Genomic DNA, 24,892 nt, shown 5'->3' with positions numbered 1-24,892 from the left:
TCTGTCTGCGAGAAAATATGTGAGGTGTTGTAATGTCAATTCTTGAGTACTTTCCACGGTCACGATTTCCGCCAGAAGCCGAAGCATTGAGAGATCCGGTCAGAGCGTTTCTCCGTGAGCGTATGCAAGGTGTGGGGCCGCTTGAGCGAGCAAGAACCTGGACAGGGTTTGACAGAGGGTTCAGTGCGGCGCTGGGCTCGATGGGTTGGTTGGGACTGACTTTTCCGGAGCGATATGGCGGTGCGGGCAGAGATGCCTTTGCGCGATTTGTGCTGGTGGAAGAGTTGCTGGTGGCCGGCGCTCCCATAGCCGCCCATTGGATAGGCGACCGGCAGAGTGGACCTTTGTTGTTGAACTTTGGTACGGAGCAGCAGAGAGAGTTCTATCTTCCGGGTATCTGCCGTGGTGATAGTGTTTTCTGTATCGGTATGAGTGAGCCAGACTCTGGGTCAGACTTGGCGAGCATTCGTACGCAGGCCGTGCGACAGGGAGATGGCTGGATACTCAACGGCTCAAAAATCTGGACCACCTACGGCCACAAGGCGGACTATATGATTGCACTGGTGCGCACTACAGGAACCAGCAAGGACCGTCAAAAAGGCTTGTCGCAGTTTATCCTTGATCTGCGCCTGCCGGGGATCACCGCGCGGCCGATCCAGTTGGCGACAGGAGATAGCGATTTCAGCGAAGTACACTTTGATAACGTCTACCTGGAGAGCTCAGCGCTGATCGGGGAGGAAGGTAATGGATGGAAGCAGGTCAATGCTGAGCTCGCCTTCGAGCGAAGCGGACCGGAACGCATCTACTCGAGCCTGGTGCTTCTGGATCTGTGGATTGAGAAAATTCGGGGGCGCGCGGACGCAAGGGACATCGAAATCGTTGGAAGGTTAATAGCCAGGCTGGCATCTTTACGGGCAATGTCGGTTGCGTTGACATCGCAGTTGGCACAAGGAGCGTCCCCTCAAATTGCTGCCGCACTGTTCAAGGATCTGGGCACTGAGTTTGAGCAGACGATTCCACTTTGCGTTGCCAACTCTGTAGGCAGTCATCCCGATCTCAATAATTCGGCTGACTTGATGCCGACTCTTGCGTTTCTCCTGCAGCTCAGTGATGCATTTTCGTTGCGCGGTGGTACTCGAGAAATCCTCAGAGGTATGGTGGCCCGTGGATTGGGGTTGAGATAATGATTGACGATCTGATCCTCGACGCGTTTGTAAGGTTGTTACGCGATAGCATAACGCCTGCCACAGTACGGCAAATTGATTCTGGGAAGAATCCAGAGCGTATTTGGTCCAGTGTGGTGGAGTCCGGTTATCTGGACGTGCTTTTATCGGAGTCGCGTGGCGGAGCTGGAATTTCTCTTGCTGGTTTCTGTCCGCTGGTTACTGCGGTTGGCGAGTATCTATTTCCCCTTCCGATAGTGGAGACAATGCTTGCTCGTGCCGTCTTTGACAAAGCGGGCATCACTTTTCCTGCTGAGCTATTTGTGGGTATCTTGCCTGTATCAGGTGCAGAGTCGGTTGCAGCTGTGGCAAATGCAGTTCTGACTCGGGAAGGCAGTGCGCTCGTGGTTCGGCCTGTCAGCGAACGATCGACCGGGGCTTTTGGCTTAGGTAAGAGCTTTGTTGATTACAGTGTCGACCCGATGTATTCCGTCGAGGAAAATTCCTTGGATTTGCTGGCATGCGGCGCTGCGCTCACTGCGGCAAAAATTGCGGGCGGGCTCAGTAAGGTACTGGAGATGTCGCTCCTGTATGTGTCGCAGCGAGAGCAGTTTGGGCGTTCCTTGTCTAATTTTCAGGTTATTCAACATCGCCTGGCTGTAGCCGCTGAACACGTGGTAGCTGTAAATCTTGCTGCCCGAATCGGCTTGTCTGGCGATGAATTCCACCGGGGTCGTGTGGCGGTGGCGAAAACGCGAGCAAGCGAAGCCGTTCCAGAGATTTGTGGTATGGCTCACGCTGTCCATGGTGCCATCGGGATTACGGAGGAATATGACCTCCAGCTCTATACGCGTCGTTTGCGCGAATGGCAGCTTTGTTACGGCTCAGACAGCTACTGGGCGCGTTGTCTGGGTGAGCTGCGACTTGAAGCATCGCTGAAATCAACGCCCGACTTTGTAAGATCTGAGCTTCAAGAACAAGGAGAGGAATGTGAGTGAACTGCCCCAGAAGATCATCGGTACAGGGAAGTATTGGCAGGAACTTGATCTGGGTATCGTCGGTCGAACATTGCGCCGGACGATTACTGAAACAGATCTTGTAAATTTCATATCGGTAACGGGGATGCTTGAGGCCATTTTCATTGATGCGCAATACCCCCATGCAGCGATTCCTGGAAGGCTCGTTCCCGCTGCGCTAACGCAGGCATTCATTGAGGGCATGCTTTTTCAGACCTTGATTCAGGGAACAGGGCTGGCATTGCTTGAGGTGCACACAGAAGCACATTTACCCGTACGCGTGAATGACTCTATTTGGGCAACCTGCGACATCACGTCAATCAAGCCTACCTCAAAGCTCAATCGGGCGATCGTTGTCGCCGAGGTAAAAGTCTACAACCAGAACGACGAACTGGTTTTAACCTACTGTCCCAAGCGGCTGCTGGCCGGAGACCCTGGAGGAAATTCTTGATCATTGTGGCCAGAAGGAAGATTCGAGTGATGCGCCAGTGGCATTTAACGTGCATGCAGGGTCTGGTATGACCAAGTCTGCAGTGTCGCTGGACGACAAGTATTTGCGTACCACCGGGCGTGTCTACATGTCTGCTATTCAAGCTCTGGTAAGATTGCCTATCGATCAAGCGCGTCGGGATCGTGCCGCAGGCTTGTCTACCGCTGGCTTTATCTCTGGCTATAGAGGCTCACCAATTGGTACCTACGATGCGTTCCTGTGGAAAGCGCGTGATCTACTTGAATCTTATGACATCACATTTCTTCCAGGGCTCAATGAGGAGCTAGCGGCCAGCAGCGTGCGTGGAACCCAGCAACTGGACTGGTTTGGCGAGTCAAAGTTCGAAGGGGTCTATGGTCTCTGGTATGGCAAGGGGCTTGGTACCGACCGTGCGATTGAGGCGCTCAAGCTAGGCAATCTGGATGGTACTTCACCTACCGGGGGTGTACTCATTGTTACCGGAGATGATCATGGAGGAAAATCATCGGCTAGTGCGCATCAGTCTGAGCATACGCTTATAGCGGCAATGTTACCTGTGTTGTACCCGGCCAATCCTCAAGAGATCATCGAATATGGGCTGTTGGGCTGGGAGATGTCCCGTCAAAGTGGACTATTTGTTGGCTTGAAATGTGTCACCGATACACTGGATCACTCCGCGACTATAGAGCTTAGCAGCCAGAACTTGGGTGTCCTTGGCGTAGCGCAGGGCAAGGATCAGGCCGACGATGTGGGATTGCGGCAGTTGAGTCCGCCGCTTGAGCAAGAGCGATTGACAGTAGACCTGAGGCTGCCATTGGCTCAGGAGTTTGTACGAGTCAATGGCCTCGATAAAGTCACGTTGGATTCTGCAACTCGTGCACTGTCGATTGTGACAGCCGGCAAAGCCTACCTCGACACGCGTCAGGCGCTGTTAGACCTTGGGCTGACAGACGAGAGGTGTAGCCAGGTAGGCATTCGCGTTTATAAACCGGGCATGATCTGGCCGCTGGAGCCTACCGGCGTCAAGGCTTTCGCCAGAGGGAGCCGAGAGTTACTGGTGGTGGAGGAAAAGCGGCCCGTAATTGAGGAGCAGCTAGCACGCATTCTCTATGGCCTTCTCGAGGACGAGCGGCCGGTGTTAACTGGAAAGTGGGATCACCTTGGCGGTAAATTGTTGCCCTCCGCTGGCGAATTGTCTCCATCCAGTGTCCGCGCTGCAATCTTCAGCAGGCTTGCGGCGATGGGCCTGGTAGACCAGGATATCCAGGCAAGGCAGGACTATTACACGGGGATTGCTAAGAACGTCGAGAACATAGTGAATGGTGGCCATGTGCGACCACCCTTTTACTGTTCGGGCTGCCCACACAATACCAGCACTGTATTGCCCGACGGCAGTATAGCGATGAGCGCAGTTGGCTGTCATGGCCTTGCCGCTTTCATGCCAGCTCGCCGCACTCTAATGCCAATGCCCATGGGCGGCGACGGAATGCCGTGGCTATCTGTAGGGCCGCTGGTCGACCGGGAGCACATGTTTCAGAATATGGGCGATGGTACCTACGCGCATTCAGGAATACTCGCGATTCGTGCCGCAGTTGCTGCGAATGCCGTTATGACATTCAAGATACTTTACAATGATGCCGTGGCAATGACGGGTGGTCAGCCTGTAGAAGGCTCGCCATCGCCTGCGGATGTGGTCAGGCAGTTGCTGGCGGAGCGTGTTTCTCCTGTCGTGGTCGTTACCGATGACGTGGTCGGATTTCAGGGAGAAAACTCACTGCCGCGCGGAGTAAATGTTCATCATAGAGATAATCTGGATAGCGTCCAGCGCGAACTTCGCAGCGTGTCCGGGGTATCTGCTTTAGTGTATGTGCAGACCTGTGCGGCAGAGAAAAGACGTCGTCGCAAGCGTGGAACCTATCCCAACCCCAGCAAAAGCGTCTTTATCAATCCGCAGGTTTGCGAGGGTTGTGGCGACTGCTCAGTGCAATCGAATTGCTTGAGCATTCAGCCTGTAGAAACCGAATTTGGACGTAAACGGACAATAGATCAGTCTTCATGTAACAAGGACTTTAGTTGCCTTAAGGGCTTTTGTCCTTCGTTTGTGACTGTTGAAGGTGCCGATATCAATGCGGTTAACTTACTGAATGATCCGATTCTGGATGCAGCGATACTTAACTTGCCATCGCCTATCACGGCTGATATTGATGGTACGTATGGTCTGCTCGTAACAGGTATAGGAGGCACCGGAGTGCTCAGTATAGGAGCCATACTTGGTATGGCCGCCTATATCGACGGAAAGGGTTGCAGTGTACTGGATCAAACGGGCATGGCTCAAAAAGGCGGAGCCGTTACCAGCCATATCCGAATCGCCGCCGGACAATCAGAGATTTACGCATCCAGATTAGATATGGCTATGGCTGACCTGATAATTGGGTGCGATATGGTAGTTGCATCTGGGCAGCCAGTGTTAGCGACCATCAAGCCGGGTGTAACCAGGGCAGTAGTTAACGGTGACGTGACGCCTACGGGTAACTTTCAGAAAAATCGTGACTATGAAATCGACGCGGGAGATCTGGAGTCAGTCATTGCCAAGGCAGTCGGTGAAACGCATTGCCATTCTCTAAATGCTACACAACTCGCTACAACACTCACCGGAGACAGTATTGCAACAAATATGTTGATGCTGGGTTTTGCCTTGCAGAGCGGTTTTCTGCCGGTTTCTTTAGAAGCGCTGGAATCAGCGATACGACTTCACGGCCTGAACATAGACGATAATCTGCGAACCCTCGCTTTAGGTCGGGTGGCGGCCTATTCACCCGAAGCGCTCTCTGCGCATAAAAAAGACGCCTTGCCGGTTGAGAGCAATATGGGGCTCGAAGACATATTGCTCAGCCGGGGGAAGCTTCTCGAACAATATCAGAATAAGAGTTACGCCGATGAATACCTAGAGTTTGTGAGGGAGATGCGCAGCGTTGCCGCCGCCCAGTTGCCTGATAAGGCTGATGATCTGGTGCGCACCATTGCCCTCAATTTATCAAGACTTATGGCCTATAAGGATGAGTATGAGGTGGCTCGTCTGCACACAAGTCAGGATTTCTCGAAGCTTATGCAAGGGCAGTTCTCCGGGAAGTATTCCGTTAGTGTTTACCTGTCGCCGCCGCTGATCTCCAGAATTGATCCGAACACCGGGCGACCGAGAAAGCGACGCTTTGGCCCCTGGGTTTTCCCCCTTTTTCGAGTTCTCCGCGAGCTGAAGTTCTTGCGAGGGACATTAGCAGATCCGTTTTCCTACACCGCTGAGCGCCGGTCGGAAAGGGCGCTTATTGTAGAGTATCGGAAGCTCGCAAGTGACGTTGTGAAGATGACTAATGAAGGCAATTTTAAGGAAGCGATTCATGCCCTGGGCGCCGTAGGTGAGATAAAGGGTTATGGCCCCGTTAAATTATCTGCAATCGACCAATACCGCGAGACGCTGCCAGGATTGCTTCAGAAACTCCATGCCAAACAGAAAAAGTCTGACGTTATTAAAAGCGACGCATTGGCTGCGGAGGGAGTGCGATGAAAGATGATGAGTACTTATGCTTCGACTTTTTTGTAGAAGAGCATATTGCCCATGTCCGGTTTAACAGAGCAGCTTTGCATAATCGCTTTGACCGTGAGCTGCATAGCGAATTTCCAGCTGTGCTGGAGCAGATGGCAAGAAACAAGTATATAAGGGCCTGTATTATTTCCGCAGAGGGGCGATCTTTCTCCGCAGGGGGAGACCTCGAACTCATACTGGAAGGTAATGCGTCGTCTGCAGTCCGGGAACGATTGACAGCTGAAGCTCGCTCCATTATTTACGGACTACTTGACTTACCTTTTCCAGTGTTGGCTGCTGTCCATGGAGCGACGATTGGCCTGGGCGCTTCGGTAATTGGATGTTGCGACATTGTCGTGGCTTGTAGAGACGCGCAGATAGCGGATCCGCATGTGTTGCTCGGACTGGTTGCGGGTGACGGTGGAATCTTGGCCTGGTCTCAATCGGTGGGTATCATGCGAGCAAAACGCTATTTGCTGACGGGTGACGCAATTTCCGGGGCCGAAGCCCACGCTATGGGGATGGTGACCGATCTGGTGGAAAAACCGGAAGACGTTCTGCCGGCGGCTGTCGCTATCGCGGAAAAGCTTGTTAAGTTGCCGCGTGGGGGAGTGCGAGGTACCAAGCAAGCATTTGCAGAACTTACTCGGGAGCTGCTTGGCGCTGCATTTGAGCGGTCTCTTGCCTATGAAATGGAGACTCTCTCAGGCGATGAGGTTTTTGAAGTGGTTTCCAGGGCTCTCACAAAAAAATGACCCATTGTCTTTTGCTTCAGCAGTCAAGACATACAGCGTGGCTGGTTATTTAATAGTCAACGACTAGCGTGGATTATACTACTAGACCGTCTGGTGGGGGTGCACACAATGAAGGATGTAGCGAGCTTATGACTGACAATTCAGAAAATGAAACTCCACTTCGTTTTGCTGAGCCTAACGAAGATATCGATTACGAGCCGTTCAGACAGACATATACGCTACCTGAATGGAAGGACTCTAAAAAACGCTATGGGAAAGCAGCGCCGCGTGACTTGGGAACGGCAAGGCACACGGATATGCAAAGATACTACTCGCCCACCGTGATGGACGAGGAATGGAATCGAGTGTGGACCAAGGTATGGCTCCTTGTTGGTCACCTGAATGACATTCCCAAGCCCAAGTCATTTATGAAAATTGATCGCTATAAAGAGTCAATTCTGGTCGTGCGAGGTAACGGCGACACAGTACATGCAATGTACAATGTCTGCCAGCATCGCGGCGCTCGATTGGTGGAGCGTGATTTTGGGAAAAGCGCGAAATTTGTCTGCCCTTTCCATAAGTGGGAATTTTCTACAACGGGCAAGCTGCTCAAGGTTCAGGATCAGGAAACGTTCAGGGAGGAGGCGCTGTGCCACAACCTTGATCTACCCAAGGTGGCTGCAGCTGTTTGGCGGGGCTGGGTGTTTATCTCGCTAGATGACGATCCCCAGCCTCTGGAGGACTTTCTGGGGCCAGATGTTGTTAACCGCACGGCGGCCTATGACTTCGAGAAGGTGATAAGAATTCGTGACGTGCAGCAGGAGTGGCCGGCAAACTGGAAAGTTGCGCATGAGGCATTTGTCGAGGGCTACCATGTTCAGGCTACGCATCCTCAGCTAGTGCCCGCTGTTGACGCCTACCACACTCAGACCGATTTGTTTGAGAATGGTCATGCCTTGAGTGTCTATCAATTCATGAGCCCGGCGCCCCAATATGCAAAGCGAATGGCTGGGAAAAAGCTGGAGCTGGCTGAAGAACACAAAATATTCCTCAGAGAGGCGGGTATCCCAGAGGAGAAGTGGCCAAAGGATCCTCTAGATGTGCCAAAGGCAGTGATCAAGGCGAAGCTCAAGAAGAAGGATTATGCCATCGACTACGCCAAGTTCAGCGAGGGTCAGTTGATTGACGACTGGAGTATTGGGATATTTCCTTCTACTGAGACCTTTCTGCACCCTGAAGGCTTCTTTATACAGAACTGGCTTCCGCATCCTACAGACCCTGAAAAATGTATATATCAGGTGCAGGTCTATGCGGTGCCTGGCATTGGAGAGCTGCCCTCGTTCATGGCAGTGGAGGATGTCGATCTAAGCGGCACTACTGTTCTCCCAAGAACGTATATTGAGACCGATGATTTAGAAAACCTCGGTCCGGTGATTAGTCAAGACCGTGTGATGGTACCCCGTGTACAAAAAGGGATTCACTCAAAAGGCTTTAAAGGCTCGGTATACAGCGAGCAGGAGATTCGCATTAGACATTTCTTTGATGAGTACTACAAGTACATGAATGGGAGCAAATAAGACGCGTTTTGGCCTGGGCAATTTTGATAGAGCGTTTGTCTCGGTCGGGTTAAATGACACTTGACAATATTGGTGATTTGGAACACCTTTAGCAGCTACAAATATAATAGATCTTTTTGAGGTAGAGGTCTACCGTATGGACATGCTCTATTCATACAACGGCAGTGATGCGAAAAAGGTCTTTCGCGATTACGCCAAAGTAATCAGGGAAGAGTTTTATCAAGGCGATCTTGAGCTGGATTCGTCGGACCACTTTGAGGTGGCAATCGAGAAGGCTTTGGGATACCCGATTTCGGTTATGCGCGTGAAGTCGACATCCGGAATTTCTTTCCGCCGTTCCATGGAAGATATACGTGAAAACCAGATAGGCGTTCGTGTAATCTGGTTTATCACGAGAGGTTCTCTGGCACTGGTGCGCTCTGCGAACTCCTATGGCGTTGAATCTGGTGAGTGCTGCATTCTCGATTCCAGTGATCCGTTTCTGGCGCACGCTGAACCGGATTCTCGTGGCGTTTTTGAGGCGAGCCAGGCAATTGTCCCGGCACACCTTTTTCTGACCCACCTGGCTGATGCTGACGAGTTAAATGAACCCTTCCCCATACATATGGGTGGACGGAGACTGATTACGCGGTTTCTGGATATAATGATCGAAGATGGAGACTGCTTAACGCGAGTTGCCGCGGAGTCGCTTGTGACTTCATTTCTTATATCAATGGCAGACTGCCTGGCGAGTAGGATTGAAGACGTTCCCAAGCGCCAAAGCCTGATCGATCGACGCTTTGAAGATATCGACACCTATATAGCTAAGCACCTGACTGACCCGGACTTGAATTACGTTGATGTGGCAAAAAATTGCGGTATCTCTACGCGCCATCTTTGTCATGTATTAAAAATTCACAACACCTCATTTTCAGAGCGCCTTTGGAGTCAGCGCATGGTGAAAGCCCATGATTGGCTGTTGTCTGATAAGTTCATAGACCAACCAATATACCATATAGCCTATATGGCGGGTTTTAAGAGCGCCGCGCATTTTAGTCGGATGTTCAAAGAGGTCTACGGGATTTCACCCAAGGAATGTCGTGTCGCTGGGGCCACTCGTGCGCCATCGCATAGGATCGAATCAGTTGATTGTTTCGACATCCTGAAGTAACGAGATTTATGATGTATTCGCTACTTGAAAACGGGGCTGCGGTGATCCAGAAACGCCTGTACGCCTTCGACAAAGTCGTCATCGGCGGCTGCGGCGCCCACAGCCTCTGACTCGAGTATTAACTGAGTCGCCAGGTCATTGCCCCATGATTGATTGAGTAGACGTTTTGTTTGCCGGAATGCAATGGTAGATCCTGTTGCGAGCTTTTGGGTGAGTTTGATGAGTTCGTCCTCCAGCGATGAAGGGCTGATCACTTGACTAACCAGACCGATATCCTGTGCTGCTTGCGCGTCGAGCCTGGACGATAGTAGTGTTAGCGATTTAGCGGCTCGAAATCCCACGACCCGAGGCAGGAAATAGCTTAGTCCCAGATCCAGGGGTAATCCAAGTTTGGCATGGGCGAAGACAAAGAAGCTGTCTTCAGACGCCAGGCAGAAATCCGCGATTAGGGTAAACAGCAAGCCGGCACCCGCGACAGCTCCCTGGGTTACGGTTATAACGGGTATGTTAACTCTACTTAGCAGCAGAATGGCTTCAGAATTTCCTATCAGCCTGCGTTCATACTCACCGCAGCGTTCTGCGGGGGACAAGGCAAGTGAATCCTGAAAGCCGCCTGCATCTCCACCTGCTGAAAAATGTCCCCCATTGCCTCTAAAAACGAGGTATCTAACGCTGGTGTTTGCCGAGATCGACCGTAAAAAATCGGCCAATTGCCTCAGCATATCTCTGCTGATCGCGTTGCGCACTTCAGGTCTGTTGAAAGTGACATAGGCACCTTTATCACGTATTTCAGTAATCAGGTCTGTAGTCATTGATAGATTTCCTCAATGTTTAAGGGATCGCTGTTAGTCAATGCAGCTAGTGCTGATGCACACCCTCATCCCAAAATGACCCCTGAGTAGTGGAGAGGATCTTAAGGTGCGTATCCTCGTTCCCATAAAGATGCGAGATGACCCGTAATCGCTTGTAGTAGTGACCAATAGAGTACTCTTCCGTCATGCCAATCGCTCCGTGCAATTGGACAGCGTTTGCGCCGACAAACAGTGCAGCAGAGCTTACCAATGCCTTCATTGCACTGATAGCTCTGGAGCGCAACGGGTCTGACATTCCAGAGCTTGCTATACCGTGATAGACGATTGATCGAGATAGCTCTAACTCCACGAGCATCTCTGCCATGCGGTGTTGCAGCGATTGAAAGTTGTTCAATGAGCTACCGAACTGTTGCCGGAGTTTCAAATAGTCTCGGGTGAGGAAGAGGGCAGTGTCCATCGCCCCTACGGCTTCTGAGCAAAGACAAATCAGGGCGTCGGCAAAACCATTGGCCAAGGCCCGCATTGTGTGTTCGGGGCCAGAGAGCTTTACGGAACTGGGGGTGTTTTCGAGACACAGGTCTCCTGCTAAGGCGTTGTCTATCGTGCGGTAGGGTTTGATCTGACTTTGTATGGCTTCTGCATCGACTAAAAATAGCGCTGCGCCCTCGTCGGTATTGGCGGAGACAATAACGTGATCGGCGATTGAAAGGCCAACAACCAGAGATTTTTTGCCATTCAGTCGCCATTCACCCTTATGAGGCGTCGCTCGTGTTTCAGTATGCTGCAAGTTGCCTCTCGCGGCAGGCTCGCTATGGGCAGTGGCGAGAATAGTATCTCCAGCTATGCTTTTCTCGAGCAGTAACATGGTCTGCTGCGACACCGGTAGCGAAGCCAGAATCTGACAAGACAGTACTGCAGACGATATGAACGGCTCAAGGACCAACGCGTGGCCAAATTGCTCGCATATAATCGAGTTGTCTATGACGCTTCCACCGTACCCCCCCAGCTCTTCGGGTAACCCTGCACCTAGCCAACCAAGGTCAGCAAATGCCTTCCACTGTGTGCGATCGGCCACTTTATCCGACGCTACCCGTGCCATACGCGACTCGAAGTCATACTGTTTTTTGCAGTACTGTGTGACGGTATCCTGTAATAGCTGTTGTTCTGCCGATAAACTGAAGTCCATGGGTTGGCTACAGCTCCAGTATTGATCTTGCAATTAACGTTTTTTGTATCTCACTTGTGCCACCGTAAATGGTAGTGGCGCGGCGAAACAGAGCCCTTGCCGAAACGCCGATTTCTTCATCGTCTGTAATAGGCGGTGCCAGTGAGGATGGGTACCGAGTGCTGTGACCTTCCGGGTCGTTCATTACCGCTATTCCATAGTCGCCCAGGGCTTCTGCGGCTAGAAGCGCAGCTCGCTCACTAAGTTCTGCCCCCTTAAGCTTGAGCACTGAGGCTACGGCATCACTGGAGGAGTCATCCTGGTCGGCGCTTAAAGACCTTAGTACCGCCCACTCAAGGGCTATGGTTTCGCACTCAAGCCTCGACAGCTTTCGAGCGAACAGGGGGTCGTCAATGACGCAGGCGGACTCCTGAGGCTGTCTGGACGCGATTCTGCGTATCTGCTCGATGTCACGCTTGGTGTGTGATATGACTGCCGAAGAGGTTCTTTCGTGGGTCAGAAGGTCCTTTGCGTAGCGCCACCCCTCTCCAGCGGTACCCACCAGATTTTCCGCTGGAACACTCACATCCTCCAGAAAAACCTCGTTGAGCGTGAGTCCTTCCTCGATAGACCAAATAGGACGGACTGTCACGCCAGGTGACTTCATGTCGAGTAACAGAAAAGAAATGGAAGCCTGCGGTTTTTTGTCTGACTCGGTCTTCACCAGTGCAAACATCCAGTCAGCGTAGTGGGCCTCTGTGGTCCAGATTTTGTGCCCATTGACCCGGAATGTATCACCAGAGAGTTCGGCTCGCGTCTTGATTGACGCCAGGTCCGACCCAGAGTTGGGCTCTGAGAAGCCCTGACACCACCATTCTTCACCACGAAGAATACGCGGCAAAAAGCGCTCCTGCTGGGCCCTGGAGCCGTACTTGAACAGAACTGGACCGAGCAAATCGAGCGCACATCGATCGAGAACCGGGGCCCTGGCTCGCCTGAGTTCATCCTGGAAAATATACTTTCTGAGCGGGCTCCAGTTGGTTCCTCCGAACTCGACTGGCCAGTGCACGGCACTCCAGCCGTTAGAATACAATATTCTCATCCACCGGGTTACATCGTCCTTGTGTGAATGGTAGTCGTGTTGCCCCCTTCTTCGGATGTCGGCCGGCAACGAGGTCTCGACGAACGCCCTTATTTCATCGCGGAATATAATATCGTCTGGAGAGAGCCTTAGGTCCATTCTCTGCACGTCATCTTGTAAATGATACTCTTGAACCAGCGATTATGCTGAATTGCCTGCGACTTGGCGACATAATCGCCGCGCTACCTCAACGGCAGTCAAAGCTCTGCTCCACTGCAGACTACAAAACAGTCATCGTAGTTCTTTTATCCTCTCTTATTCGATCTTTGCCTATCTGGGCGCCTTTGCCAGTGCAGCGCCAGTAAAGAGACATAGCCCCTATGGACTGATTCACCTTTTGGCAGTCACTTTATACTAGGCTCGTCCAGTACCTGAAATCAGCCTGTCATGATGAGGGCATCCTCAGGGTTGCTTTCGTTGGGGGAATTATAGTGAAACGTTTGGAGTGCTTGAATTGAGCGAAGATGATTATTGGATCTGGGGTACCGAAGCAACCCGACCTCGGCTCCTTCACACGATGCTGCGCGTATCCAATCTGGAGCGATCGCTGAAGTTTTACTGCGAAATTCTTGGGATGAAGGTCCTGAGTCGAGTTGATGTAGAGAGCGCAAAGTTCACGATCGTCTTTTTAAACTTTTCAGACGATTTTGATTCCGGCGCCATAGAACTGACCTACAACTGGGAAGGCCAGGCTAACGACGAGGGCTATACACACGGCTCCGGTTACGGACACGTTGCTGTCGGAGTGCCAGACATACACTCGTTCTGTGACATCTTAAAGTCACGGGGTGTGGAAATAACTACCGAGCCCAAGAGCCTTCTGCCTGGAGCGCCTGCGCTGGCGTTTGTTAAAGATCCCGATGGCTATTCAATAGAGCTTATCCAGACATACAAGGCGGCGCCAGAAAATGGGTGAGCCTGATTAAGATGCCGATGCCCGAACAAGGAGTCAATGCTGATCTACTGTCGCAATTACGCGATGTTGTAGGTGACGGGGGGGTATTGGCTGGGGACGATGTTGCGGGCAGATCGTGCGATCCATTTCGACAGGTCACAATTGAAGGCGGAGTGATTTTGAGGCCGGCTGATACGGCTCAGTTGTCCCGCGTAATGGCCCTGTGCAGTGAATTTTGCCAGCGGGTAGTGGTTCATGGCGGTCGTACCGGTGTGTGTGGTGGTGCATATGCAGGACCGCGGGATTTGGTGGTGTCACTGGAGAGAATGAGCCAGATACGTGAAATATCTACGGTCAGCCAGCTGGCGGTTGTTGAGGCTGGCGTTACTGTGCAAGCGTTGCAGGAGGCCGCGGCTGACCAGGACTTGTTCTACCCTATAGATCTGGGTTCCAAGGGTACGGCAACAATAGGGGGAACAATTGCGACAAATGCAGGAGGCAATCGCGTCCTGCGGTGGGGTATGACACGGCAAAATCTCCTTGGTGTTGAGGTCGTTCTGGCGGATGGAACTGTGGTCTCCAACATGAACAGGTTAGTCAAAAATAATATGGGCTATGATCTCAAGCAGCTGTTTACTGGCTGCGAAGGTACCTTGGGGATTGTGACCGCTGCAGTGCTTCGACTTGTGCCGAAGCCGGTCAGTCAGAATGTGGCATTTGTGGCCGTGGAAAGCCATGAGAAGCTTCTGGTTCTGTTGAATCGCGCACGACGTTTGCCCACCCTCTCTGCGTTTGAGGTGATGTGGCCGGATTACTACAATCTGGTCGTCAACAGCGGGACTGGCCGTGACCCCATTCCCTCGGGTTCTGCAGCGTATGTGCTCATTGAAACGATGGGCTACAGCCAGAAGTATGATGATCAGATATTTGAAGAGTTTCTCATTGACGCTCATGAAGATGGCGTAGTCGTGGACGTGGTCATTGCCACCAGTGGCAAGCAAATTGAAGACCTGTGGAGAGTGAGAGAAAGTGCGGAAATTATCGTTCAGGAGTTGAGCCCGTTCGTCTCCTTTGACATCAGCCTGGAGGTTGCGGATATCGAATCCTTTCTGCATCTGAATCTAAAGGAGCTTGAGTCTCGCTATCCACAGACCCGAACCGCATCGTTTGGTCATATCGGCGACAATAATATCCATCTTGCGGTGCACGTTGGCCCTCACACCCTGCGCGAAGAACGAGCAATTGAAGCCTGCGTTTTTAGTACACTGCGTCAGTTTAACGGCGCCATAACAGCTGAGCACGGTATCGGGCAGTTTAAGAAGGAATTTTTGCCACAGCACAAATCGGCTCAGGAGATGACTGTAATGCACACTATTCGGAAAGCGCTGGATCCTCAAGGGCTGCTGAATCCGGATGTTCTGTTGTAGATCTGCCATATTTTTATAACTCGGATCGAGTGTACAGCGTTGTACTTTTGGCGAAGGCCGATGCACAGCCAGCGGTTTGTCTTTACACCGTTGAGATTTGAAAAAGACTTTTTGTTCACGGACATTTTATGGATGCAATGAACGTACCTACGCCTGAATTTATGAATGAAGAGGCTGTCAGGCAATTTGGCGGGTCTGTTTCGAGGTTTCTCGAGCGACATGCAACGCCTGAAAAAACGGCAATGTGGCGCTCATCTGGCTGCGTTCCCACGGAAGTGTGGAAAGAGGCCGGTCGCGCTGGTCTGCTCGGAGTAAGTATTCCTGAGCAGTATGGCGGCGCGGGTGTTGGATTTGAATTTGAAGCTGCGCTTATTGAACAGCTCGGCCGCTACAACGCTTTGAATTTTTCTGTGCCCCTACATAACGCTGTGGTTGCTCCCTACATTGTTGACTACGGTACAGAGCAGCAGCGGCAGCGCTATCTTCCCGGAGCAGTAACAGGCGATACGATTTTGGCTATTGCGATGTCTGAGCCAGGCGCTGGCTCAGATCTGCAGGGTATGAAGACCACGGCAGTTCGTGACGGCGACCACTATGTCCTGAATGGGCAGAAAACCTTTATATCCAATGGTCTGCTGTCGAGTGTGGTGATTGTGGCCGCAAAAACCAACCCGGAGCTTGGCGCAAAGGGATTGTCATTGTTCATTTGTGACACAGATACCGCCGGTTTCGAGCGTGGAAGATTATTGCACAAGCTCGGACAAGAGGGGCGAGACACCGTTGAGCTCTTCTTCCAGGATATGCGTATTCCGGCAGAGAATTTACTTGGCGAGGAAGGTTCTGGATTTTCCATGATGATGGAAAAACTCCCTCAGGAACGACTGGTGATCGGTTGGCAGGCAATGTCCATGATTGAGTCTGCACTCAACTGCACGGTGGACTACTCACATCAGCGGAGAGCCTTTGGCCGCACCATCTTCGATTTTCAGAACAGCCAGTTCAAGCTTGCCGAATGCCTTACTCAGGCAACGGTCGCCAAGGTGTTTCTCTATCACTGCACCGAGCAGCTTTTAAGTGGAGGTCTCGACGCTGCAACTGCGTCAATGGCGAAATACTGGATTACAGAGGCACAAGGTCGAATCATTGATGAGTGTCTCCAGCTACATGGTGGGTACGGCTACATGACCGAATATCCGATCGCAGAGATGTACAAGGATGCTCGTGCCTATCGTATTTATGGTGGCACCAGCGAGATAATGAAGTTACTCATTGCAAGATCCCTGAAAAACTAGCTGGAGACGATTTTTAATGGAGACGGCTTACATAATTGACGCAATCAGGACTCCCATGGCTAAAGGCAAAGCCGGGGGTGCCTTTGATCAGATGCACCCGATAGAGCTGTTGTCGCAGACGTTGCAGGCTTTGGTGTCGCGCAACGACATAGATCCGGGTGAGATAGATGACGTGCTTGTAGGCTGTGTCAGCCAGGTGGGAGAGCAATCCAATAATCCTGGTCGTATGGCACTATTGGCAGCTGAATTTCCTCAACATGTGCCGGCAACGACCATTGAGCGCAAGTGCGGCTCGAGCCAGCAGGCGATACATTTTGCAGCACAGGGAATTGCAGCGGGCGCCTATGATATTGCCATAGCCTGCGGCATCGAATCGATGAGCCGGGTCCCCTTGGGTTCTGCCCGATTGGGTGCCGATATCTATGGGCCTACACTGAGTCAGATATACGCCCCGGGGCTGGTGTCACAGGGAGTCTCCGCCGAGTTAATTGCATCGAAGTGGAAAATATCCCGTCAGGAGATGGACAAATTTGCAATGGAATCGCATCAGCGGGCTGCAAACTGCAGGTCAGACGGCTCTTTTGCCAGGGAAATAGTTCCCATCAAAACTGCCTCGCGTACTGTTTCAGAAGATGAAACTATTAGACCGGCAACGACGCTCGAAGGCCTGCAGGGCTTGTCATCATCGTTCATCACTGACGAGATGACCCGTCGCTTTCCTGAGATCAACTGGGGGATAACCCCTGGCAATTCATCGCAGTTAACCGATGGTGCATCGGCAGTTCTGTTAATGGGTGAGAAGACAGCAGTGCGCCTTGGATTGAAACCAAGAGCGCGCTTTGCAGGCTTCGATGTGGTTGGGGATGACCTGTTGCTGATGCTCACGGCGCCCATTCCTGCCACTCGGCGCGTGCTTAAGCGAGCGGGTCTTTCTTTGAATGACATCGATCACTTTGAAGTCAATGAAGCTTTTGCAAGCGTCCCCTTGGCATGGATGAGGGAATTTAACGTTGACCCTGCTCGGCTGAACCCGCGGGGCGGGGCAATCGCACTTGGTCACCCCCTAGGCGCATCAGGATCCAGACTTATGACGACGATGTTGAATGCTCTGGAGGATTCCGGGGGCCGTTACGGTCTGCAAACCATGTGTGAAGGTGGCGGTATGGCAAACGCGACAATTATTGAAAGAATTTGATTGGGGAAACTGGATAAATGGATATAAGTGGCGAAATAGCAATGGTAACGGGCGGAGCGTCCGGGTTGGGGCTGGCGACAGTGAAGCGTCTGGTCTCTATGGGTGCCCGGGTGTTGATGGTTGATCTGCCTGCGTCAAACGGCGAAAAAGTAGCAGCTGCGATTGGAGATCAGGTGAGATTCATTGCGGCCGACGTTACCAGTGAAGAGCAGATGTCTGAGGCCGTTGATACTGCGCGATCTATGGGCAGTGGGCTTCGGGCGACGGTCCACTGTGCCGGCCGTGGTCACACCATGCGGGTACTCGACCGGCAGGGTAATCCGGGTTCTTTGGACGCGTATTCCGGTGTGATTCAAACCAATCTCATTGGCAGTTTCAATGTGCTGCGGCTCTCCGCAGCTGCTATGGCGAAAAACGAGCTGCATAACGGTGATCGTGGGGTGATCATTCTTACTGCATCAGTGGCAGCTTACGAGGGACAGATTGGTCAAATCCCCTATGCTTCGTCGAAGGCAGGGGTGGTAGGTATGACTATTGTGGCTGCGAGAGATTTGGGATCCAGAGCTATCAGAGTCTGCACCATCGCACCCGGTATTTTCGATACGCCACTTTTGGCAACTGTCTCAGAGGAGGTTCGTGCATCGCTGGGAGCATCGGTTCCTCATCCGGCCCGGCTCGGTCATCCTGAAGAATATGCATTGATGGCGACACAGATTATTGAAAACCCGATGTTGAATGGGGAAACCATTCGGCTGGATGGTGCTCTTCGCATGGGGTCGCGCTGATGACTTTTGTGGATAATGGCGCTGTCACGTTTGAAGTGGATGCTGGAATCGCCGTGGTCACCATAAACCGACCGGAGGCTCGCAACTCGGTTAACCTCGCAGTCGCGAAGGGTTTGGCGACAGCTCTGGACGAGGTTGATACTAGAGAGGATATAAAAGTCGGCATACTGACGGGCGCTGGAGGCAACTTCTGTTCGGGCATGGATCTGAAGGCTTTCCTGGCCGGAGAAATTGTACGGATTGAGGGAAAAGGCTTTGCAGGTGTTACACAGGTGATGTCCCGTAAACCCTGGATTTCCGCGGTCGAGGGTTATGCTCTCGCGGGTGGATTTGAACTTGCGATCTGGTGCGACCTGATCGTTGCATCTGAAGAAGCGCGCTTCGGACTGCCTGAAGTCAAACGCGGATTGGTCGCGAATGCCGGCGGTCTACTGCGGTTGCCCCGTCAGATGCCAACAAGAATCGCCACGGAGCTCGTATTGACGGGGGACTTGGTTAGCGCTCAGAGACTAAATTCCTATGGCTTGATCAATTGTCTGTCCGCCCCTGGTGAAGCTTTACAGGGAGCGATGACACTTGCGGCTCGTATAGCGGCCAACGGCCCATTGGCGGTATCCACAAGTAAACTCGTAATGCAACTGGGTAGCGACTGGGATCAGACAGAGATGTTTGAGCAACAGAACCGACTAACCGCTCCTGTTTTTGTGTCGGAGGACGCAAGAGAGGGCGCACTGGCCTTCGCTGAAAAACGTGAACCGCAATGGCGGGGAAAATAAGAAAAGACGTTTGAGGTGAGTTTGGCTGAACAAGAGTCTCATGTTCATGATGACGCCCAAATTTTAAATCGGAAGTTTATTCAAATTACTCATGGCGTCTTTTTGCTACATCCGATGAGGTCCTGATTTATCATTCTGACAGGTTCACGCGACCGGCCTTATAATTAGCGCCGCTACAGACAATGTACAGGTTACTTCGAGTCATGTAAGCGACGACTGCATTGCTGTTAAATTGTATCTATGGATCCGAAATCCTTGCCGGTTTCTAACAATAAATGATGCGGAGTTTTAGTCGATGCCAAAAATAGACATGAGCAGATTGTGCCGTGAAAATTGCACTCAGGTCGCAGTTTTACCTTTACTTCTGACCACTCACCTGGCCCTGTTTACGGCCGTAGCTAATGCCCAGGACGCCGGCACTGGCAGCTCGCAAGCTGTAGGCACAACTGATGCCGCATTGAGCTTGGAGGAGGTCGTCGTTACGGCCCGACGTCGAGAGGAGTCTCTGGCAGAGGTGCCAGCATCGATAACTGCCTTGAGTGCCAACGAGTTGCAGGCGCAGGCGATTTTTAGCGACGCAGATCTGCAGCGGGCGGTGCCGGGCCTGTTGGTCAGGGAGAGCCTGTCGTCGAATCAAGTCAACTACTCTATTCGTGGACAAAGCGTTGACGCATTTTCAAGTTCAAGTCCGGGTGTGCTCGCATATGTTAACGAGTTTCAGGCGACATCGACCGGCGCTTCCTCGTTTTATGATCTGGAATCCATACAAGTCCTTAAGGGACCCCAGGGGACGCTCTATGGTCGAAACACAACAGGTGGTGCAGTTCTTCTCACCACAGCAAAGCCGACAGAGGAATTCTCAGCTTCAGTAACGGGGCGTATGGGTAACTATGGCTTGTATTCAGGTGAAGGATTTGTCAACTTTGCGATCGCCGACGACAAGGCGCTGGTTCGGCTGTCCGCCAAGATATTGAAGCAAGATGGTTTTCAAGACAATCTTTTCAACGGCAAGGAATTAGGAGCGCCAGAGTACCAAACGGGCCGTATTAGCGTTTTGTTAAGACCGACCGATTACATAGAAAGTTTATCGATGTTCCAGTATGACGAAAGCTCAGGTCAGAACGTTGGTAGTGTCTTGTATAACGCCTCTCCTTGCGCCGGTCCCGCTGATGCTTCCTGCACATACAACCCGGCGGTACCGTTTTGGCCAGCTTATCTGGCCGGTAACCCTGGCGTAGACCCGAACGGACTCTCTGCTTTCGCTGATGTGCAGCGGCAGCGCGGCCCATACGATGTGAGTCTGAACAGCGACTTAAGCCATGATGGTGATCAGATATTGTTCGTAAACAACACAACGATTGAGTTGTCTCCAAATCTGACATTGAAGAATGTGATTGGCTATATAGATAGTACAAGTGATGACTCCACCGACGTAGATGGTAGTCCCTATGCTATTTACGCTAATGGTTTGTGGGATGGCGGTGATCGAACTCAGTTTGGTAACGAGCAGTGGTCAGAGGAATTCCAGATACAGGGAATTGCATTTGACCAACAGCTTGAGTACTTGATTGGCGCCTACTATGGATACGAAAAAAAGAACTTTTATATACCGACTAGGTTTTTTGATCTGCGCCCGGTCATACCTGACGTGCCAAGCGCGGATAAAGACAACGAACAGGAAAGCAAAAATTTCGGTGTATTTGCCCATGGAAGTTATGACCTGGGTGAATTAACGGGAATTAACGGTTTGGGCTTCACAGCAGGTTATCGGCATACCTGGGAGGATGTTGAGGTGAAGCATCTTCCCAGAAGCCTCTATTACCAGCTGGGAATAGCGCCGGAAGGGCTTGAGAATGACTTCGACAACCCCAGTTGGAATATTGGCTTCGATTATCAGACGACCGATGAGCTTCTTCTGTATATCGTGCAGAGAGGCAGTTGGAGGTCAGGTGGTTTTAATACCAACTCTCCACTTTTTGAGGGCACCATTGACGTCGGTGGTTCTGAGTTTGCACCTGAGACCACGGAAGATATTGAATTGGGTTTGAAGTTTGACGGTCAGCTTGGTGGAAAGCCGGCGCAACTAAATATAGCGGCCTATATGCAGGAGGTTGAAGACATTCAGCGTGTTGTGTATGTGACCGTTCCTCAGTTTGGTCCAACTGCGTTGACTGCCAATATACCCAAGGCAGAGATAAATGGCGTGGAACTGTCAGGTCAGATGTTGATTGCGGACTGGTTGAGGCTGGGCGCAAATGTGTCTTATACGGATGCCGAGTTTACTGATAACGAAGTGGTCTTGTTTGGTGTAAGTACTGCATTTGGGCCTTATCCGGACACTCCGGAGTGGTCGGGTTCAGCCTTTGCTGAAATCACGCTTCCGATTAGTCCTTCCTATGGCGATGTGACATTTCGAACGGATGTTTTTTCGCAGTCGAAATTTTATTTTTCGAGTCTGGATGACACGATTAACCCAGGAACAGACCTGCCAAGCTATACATTGGTTAACTTTCGTCTGAGTTGGTCGTCTATCAACCAGTCTCCGTTGAGCACGAGTGTCTTCGTTACCAACGCATTTGACGAAGAATATTACACAGGCGGGCTAGCGCTTGGCTCAGTACTGGGTGTCAACGCAGCGGTACCTGGTAGGCGACGAATGTATGGCATCGAATTCTCTTACGATTTCTGAACATGATCTGAGATTTCGGTCCTGCGGCGTGGCAGTGAGAGTGAGCCGTGTTCGTTAGTTGAAGCACAAAAGAGTGTTCTTCACCATGCAGAACTTTGCCGGCGTCAGCCGGCTTTTTTTTAGAGAGTCGTATTCGTTTTGTAGGCCACTCTCCCCGAGCGGGGATTGTTGACAACTGCCGGTCGCAGCGCAGTAACGCCACCTTTGGGCTCCAGCGCAGTACGATGCGAGGGAGGCAGCAGTGGGTTGATCCCGTGGTAGAAGATCGAACTCGTGAGAGCGGCATGACAGGTATAAACGCTGCCGTCCCGGGCCATCACGACGCCAGCCTCACTGGTGTCGGGAAGCCTGGTGTAGCCGGTCAGCGCGCCATCGCCGGGGTCAATGCTGGCAAGCACCACCTGGTGCGGCTGGGTCAGAGGGGCGGCGCCCGGCGGCGTGAACGTATAACCCAATGCCAGGACCACCAGCAGGTGATCCCGGCCCAATGTCTGGACGCTATTGACGACGGCGTGGGGGCGAGGGTCGGTGAAAAATGGCTTCAGCGGCGCGCGCTCCGGCAGCAACTCGCTGGCGAGCGCATCGTAATCGCGACACCAGCGTGCCTCACCAGTCTCAGGGTCTATCGCGCTTAGCTGTGACGCGGCTCCCGGCACTGTGTTCGAGCCTGTATATATAGTGCCGTCGCTGCCGACACTCGGTGATGCCGCGGGGCCGGCAGGGGCATAGCGCCACAGCGGCGTGCCGCTATCAGCAGCAAAGGCGAGTAGTTCACCTCGGTGGTTGCCCGTGTAAACCTGGTGCCCGGAGGGTGACAGGCTGGGAGTCACGGAGCAACGGCCATCGAACTGCCGGGTGAAGACGATCCTCAACTGGTTGGCTTCCTCCCGCAGTGCGTAGAGACGTGTTTGCATGGCGCTGTCGCCCGCGCCGGTGATGTAGAGCAATCCACTGTCCAGATCAACGGCAGGGGAATTGGTAACCGGAAAGTGGGTACCAAAAAAACCGGGAAAGAGTACGGCGGCAGTCTCCTTATCCATCATTCCCTGCCACAGGCCGGGCGGCAGGGAAGCCGCTGGTGGCGGTGTCCCGCGGGGCAGTGCCAGGGGCGGCACCACCGGTGCGCCCGTGGCCCGGTCCAGGAGGACCGCAAATCCGTCGAGCGACACGCCCCCGACATGGCCGCTGGCGGAGAAAACCGCGGAGGCGAAGCCTTCCCGAATGCCCAGGGCGTGCAGGTCGGTGCGCCAACGCGGGCTGCCATCTCCCTCCACGCAGAAGAATGCCTGATCGTCTGCCAGGAAAATGGCCCCGCTTGCATCCACCAGGGGAGCAAAGGGACAGGCCCTTGGGCCGATGTGGCCGGTGTTGGTCCAGGGCTCGCTCTCCCAGCGCAGATCGCCATCGGTGTCCAGGGCGTGGAGGTGACTGAAATTGGTACCACGACCGCTGCACAGGTAGAGGTTACCGTCGAGGTCAACGGTGGGGCCGAACAGTACAGCTGCGCCCTGGAGTCGATGCCATTTGAGGGCGTAATGCGCTGCTGTAGGGTAGGGCACGGCATCGGAGTTGCGGCTATCACCGTGGATGCTGTTCCACTGTGCCTGGGTCCAGGGATTATTCCGAGTCATGCGCCATTGCCCACGCAGTGGTAGACCGCGGCACAGAGGGCCCGCGCCCGCGGGTCACCGACCAGGTCTGCGCCCATGCGGTTACAGACATAAGCAAAGGACAGGCCGTTGTCGGGGTCGGCACACACAAACGATCCCCCCCAGCCACTGTGGCCATAGACATTCTCGACCGGACCGTAGAGACCGGTTTGATTGCGAACCAGACCGGCACACCAGGGCATGGGTGATTGCAACAACGCGTCCTGGCGCACCGACCGGACCTTGAACAGCGCTTCCCGCGTCTGTGCGCCAAGACTACTACCATCGATGAGCCTGGACAACAGTTGTGCGAGACCAACTGCACTGGCGTGGCCGTTCGCAGCTGGCAGTATCGCGTTGCGCCAGGCTGCCGTTGCCGCAGCTTCTGCCGGTATGACTGGATTGGTCAGAGCCAATCGCACTGCCTGGGGTATCGCTTCCGGGGCGGGGAGGTCCACATGGGGGGGCGGAATCAGAGTGGCTACACGCCCGACCTCGGTGCCGGGGCAGCCGATAAATATGTCGAGTCCGAGTTCACGCTGAAACACGGTGTCCACCCAGTCGCGCAGGTCACGACCCGTAGCGCGACGGACCAGCCCGTTGGCGAGAAAGCCAAACGTGACCGGATGATAGCAGGTGTTTTCTCCCGGAGGATGGCTTGGCTCCTGCTTCGCGAGGAGGTCCTCCATACGTTCTGTGTCGTAGAGATCCTGCAGAGATACGGTTTCCTGAAATCCTGCGAGTCCCGCCTGATGGGAGAGCATTTCCGCAACCGTCAGGCGGTCTTTGCCGTGACTGCCGAAGTCTGGCCAGTAGTGGCTCACCGGCGCATCGTAGTCCAGTGCTCCGCGATCCACGAGTATGGCGATCACCAGCGCGACCACAGCCTTGGTGGTCGAGTATACATTCACCAGCGTGTCCTGCCGCCATGGGTTCGCGGCGCCGACCGCGACATCACCACCGGCGAGATTGGCGAGTACCTCGCCGTTGCGGAGCAGACAGAAGGCGCCCCCACCTCGCGGTAGTCGTCATCGCGAAGAAAATTCGCCCGGAAAGCGTCTGCCACCGGCGCAAATCCCGGTGCAAGCTGCACTAGCGCAAGTTCCGACATGAGTCAGCGTTCACAGGCTATTGAGGCGGACTGTGGCGCCCCAGGTCCGGGGTGCACCGTAGGTGCTGCCGCCATTGCCGATGCCGTTGTCAAACGCATGCTGACGGTAGGTCTCATCGCCCAGATTCTTGCCCCAGAGTGATACTTCCCAGCGGTCGTCCGCGCTGCGAAGCGCCAGCCGTGCACCCCACAGGCCGTAGTCCTCGGTGGCGAGGTAGGGAATGTTCACTGCCTCCCGGAACGCCTCGTCGGTGTAGCTGTACTCC

At 53.0% G+C, this 24,892-nt stretch carries 18 protein-coding genes and 2 pseudogenes; 14 read left to right on the top strand and 6 right to left on the bottom strand.

Annotated elements, in window-relative coordinates; translation table 11 throughout:
* Nucleotides 1-32: 32 nt before the first annotated feature.
* The 7 genes from RLO07_RS03920 to RLO07_RS03890 all read left to right on the top strand — a co-directional run bounded on the left by RLO07_RS03920 (nt 33) and on the right by RLO07_RS03890 (nt 9,689).
* On the top strand, nt 33-1,184 hold the full coding sequence (locus RLO07_RS03920) for an acyl-CoA dehydrogenase family protein (RefSeq protein ID WP_462290824.1): 1,152 nt from the start codon (nt 33-35) through the stop codon (nt 1,182-1,184).
* The gene (locus RLO07_RS03915) at nt 1,184-2,161 is read left to right on the top strand and encodes an acyl-CoA dehydrogenase family protein (RefSeq protein ID WP_462290823.1); all 978 of its coding nucleotides are present in this window, start codon (nt 1,184-1,186) and stop codon (nt 2,159-2,161) included. Before RLO07_RS03920 ends, RLO07_RS03915 begins: the two co-directional genes overlap by 1 nt.
* Complete coding sequence (locus RLO07_RS03910; protein WP_462290822.1) at nt 2,154-2,630, top strand: MaoC family dehydratase; 477 nt, start codon at nt 2,154-2,156, stop codon at nt 2,628-2,630. The genes RLO07_RS03915 and RLO07_RS03910 overlap by 8 nt, the downstream gene beginning before the upstream one ends.
* Before the next feature lie 67 nt (nt 2,631-2,697).
* A complete protein-coding gene (locus RLO07_RS03905; protein WP_462290821.1) occupies nt 2,698-6,210 on the top strand; it encodes an indolepyruvate ferredoxin oxidoreductase family protein in 3,513 nt (1,170 codons plus the stop codon).
* Nucleotides 6,207-6,983, top strand: a complete 777-nt coding sequence (locus RLO07_RS03900) for an enoyl-CoA hydratase/isomerase family protein (RefSeq protein WP_462290820.1) — start codon at nt 6,207-6,209, stop codon at nt 6,981-6,983. The genes RLO07_RS03905 and RLO07_RS03900 overlap by 4 nt, the downstream gene beginning before the upstream one ends.
* A gap of 128 nt (nt 6,984-7,111) precedes the next feature.
* A complete protein-coding gene (locus tag RLO07_RS03895) occupies nt 7,112-8,539 on the top strand; it encodes an aromatic ring-hydroxylating oxygenase subunit alpha (RefSeq protein WP_462290819.1) in 1,428 nt (475 codons plus the stop codon).
* Nucleotides 8,540-8,675: 136 nt separating this feature from the next.
* Complete coding sequence (locus tag RLO07_RS03890; RefSeq protein ID WP_462290818.1) at nt 8,676-9,689, top strand: helix-turn-helix transcriptional regulator; 1,014 nt, start codon at nt 8,676-8,678, stop codon at nt 9,687-9,689.
* Between the two features lie 20 nt (nt 9,690-9,709).
* Here the strand turns inward: RLO07_RS03890 and RLO07_RS03885 are convergent, their stop codons facing one another.
* From RLO07_RS03885 to RLO07_RS03875, 3 genes are read right to left on the bottom strand one after another with little or no spacing between them, the layout of a single operon-like run.
* A complete protein-coding gene (locus RLO07_RS03885) occupies nt 9,710-10,501 on the bottom strand; it encodes an enoyl-CoA hydratase/isomerase family protein (protein WP_462290817.1) in 792 nt (263 codons plus the stop codon).
* Between the two features lie 46 nt (nt 10,502-10,547).
* Nucleotides 10,548-11,687 (bottom strand): acyl-CoA dehydrogenase family protein, encoded by a 1,140-nt coding sequence (locus tag RLO07_RS03880; protein ID WP_462290816.1) that lies wholly within the window; start codon nt 11,685-11,687, stop codon nt 10,548-10,550.
* A gap of 7 nt (nt 11,688-11,694) precedes the next feature.
* The gene (locus RLO07_RS03875; RefSeq protein WP_462290815.1) at nt 11,695-12,906 is read right to left on the bottom strand and encodes an acyl-CoA dehydrogenase family protein; all 1,212 of its coding nucleotides are present in this window, start codon (nt 12,904-12,906) and stop codon (nt 11,695-11,697) included.
* A 355-nt stretch (nt 12,907-13,261) separates the two neighbouring features.
* Between RLO07_RS03875 and gloA the strand changes: the two genes are divergently transcribed.
* The 7 genes from gloA (at nt 13,262) to RLO07_RS03840 (ending at nt 21,866) form a co-directional block, all read left to right on the top strand.
* On the top strand, nt 13,262-13,723 hold the full coding sequence (gloA, locus tag RLO07_RS03870) for a lactoylglutathione lyase (protein WP_462290814.1): 462 nt from the start codon (nt 13,262-13,264) through the stop codon (nt 13,721-13,723).
* Entirely contained in the window at nt 13,720-15,129 is a 1,410-nt protein-coding gene (locus RLO07_RS03865) for an FAD-binding oxidoreductase (protein WP_462290813.1), read from the top strand. The genes gloA and RLO07_RS03865 overlap by 4 nt, the downstream gene beginning before the upstream one ends.
* A 128-nt stretch (nt 15,130-15,257) precedes the next feature.
* Entirely contained in the window at nt 15,258-16,421 is a 1,164-nt protein-coding gene (locus RLO07_RS03860) for an acyl-CoA dehydrogenase family protein (protein WP_462290812.1), read from the top strand.
* Between the two features lie 16 nt (nt 16,422-16,437).
* Entirely contained in the window at nt 16,438-17,616 is a 1,179-nt protein-coding gene (locus RLO07_RS03855) for a thiolase family protein (RefSeq protein ID WP_462290811.1), read from the top strand.
* 17 nt (nt 17,617-17,633) lie between these two features.
* Nucleotides 17,634-18,401, top strand: a complete 768-nt coding sequence (locus RLO07_RS03850; protein WP_462290810.1) for an SDR family NAD(P)-dependent oxidoreductase — start codon at nt 17,634-17,636, stop codon at nt 18,399-18,401.
* Nucleotides 18,401-19,177: a crotonase/enoyl-CoA hydratase family protein gene (locus tag RLO07_RS03845; RefSeq protein ID WP_462290809.1), complete on the top strand. Its 777-nt coding sequence runs from the start codon at nt 18,401-18,403 to the stop codon at nt 19,175-19,177. The genes RLO07_RS03850 and RLO07_RS03845 overlap by 1 nt, the downstream gene beginning before the upstream one ends.
* Before the next feature lie 295 nt (nt 19,178-19,472).
* Nucleotides 19,473-21,866: a TonB-dependent receptor gene (locus RLO07_RS03840; RefSeq protein WP_462290808.1), complete on the top strand. Its 2,394-nt coding sequence runs from the start codon at nt 19,473-19,475 to the stop codon at nt 21,864-21,866.
* Nucleotides 21,867-21,985: 119 nt separating this feature from the next.
* Here RLO07_RS03840 and RLO07_RS03835 read toward each other — a convergent pair whose 3' ends face one another.
* The 3 genes and pseudogenes from RLO07_RS03835 to RLO07_RS03825 all read right to left on the bottom strand — a co-directional run.
* Nucleotides 21,986-23,497: an outer membrane protein assembly factor BamB family protein gene (locus RLO07_RS03835; protein ID WP_462290807.1), complete on the bottom strand. Its 1,512-nt coding sequence runs from the start codon at nt 23,495-23,497 to the stop codon at nt 21,986-21,988.
* A pseudogene (locus RLO07_RS03830) lies at nt 23,494-24,519 on the bottom strand (serine hydrolase domain-containing protein); the annotation flags it as partial. The pseudogene RLO07_RS03830 and the gene RLO07_RS03835, both read right to left, overlap by 4 nt.
* Before the next feature lie 117 nt (nt 24,520-24,636).
* A pseudogene (locus tag RLO07_RS03825) lies at nt 24,637-24,892 on the bottom strand (TonB-dependent receptor); the annotation flags it as partial.

The organism is Haliea sp. (assembly GCF_040221975.1).
Taxonomy (GTDB): Bacteria; Pseudomonadota; Gammaproteobacteria; order Pseudomonadales; family Halieaceae; genus Haliea.
Note: the sequence above shows the minus strand (reverse complement) of the source record. Positions and strands in the feature narration are given on the sequence as shown.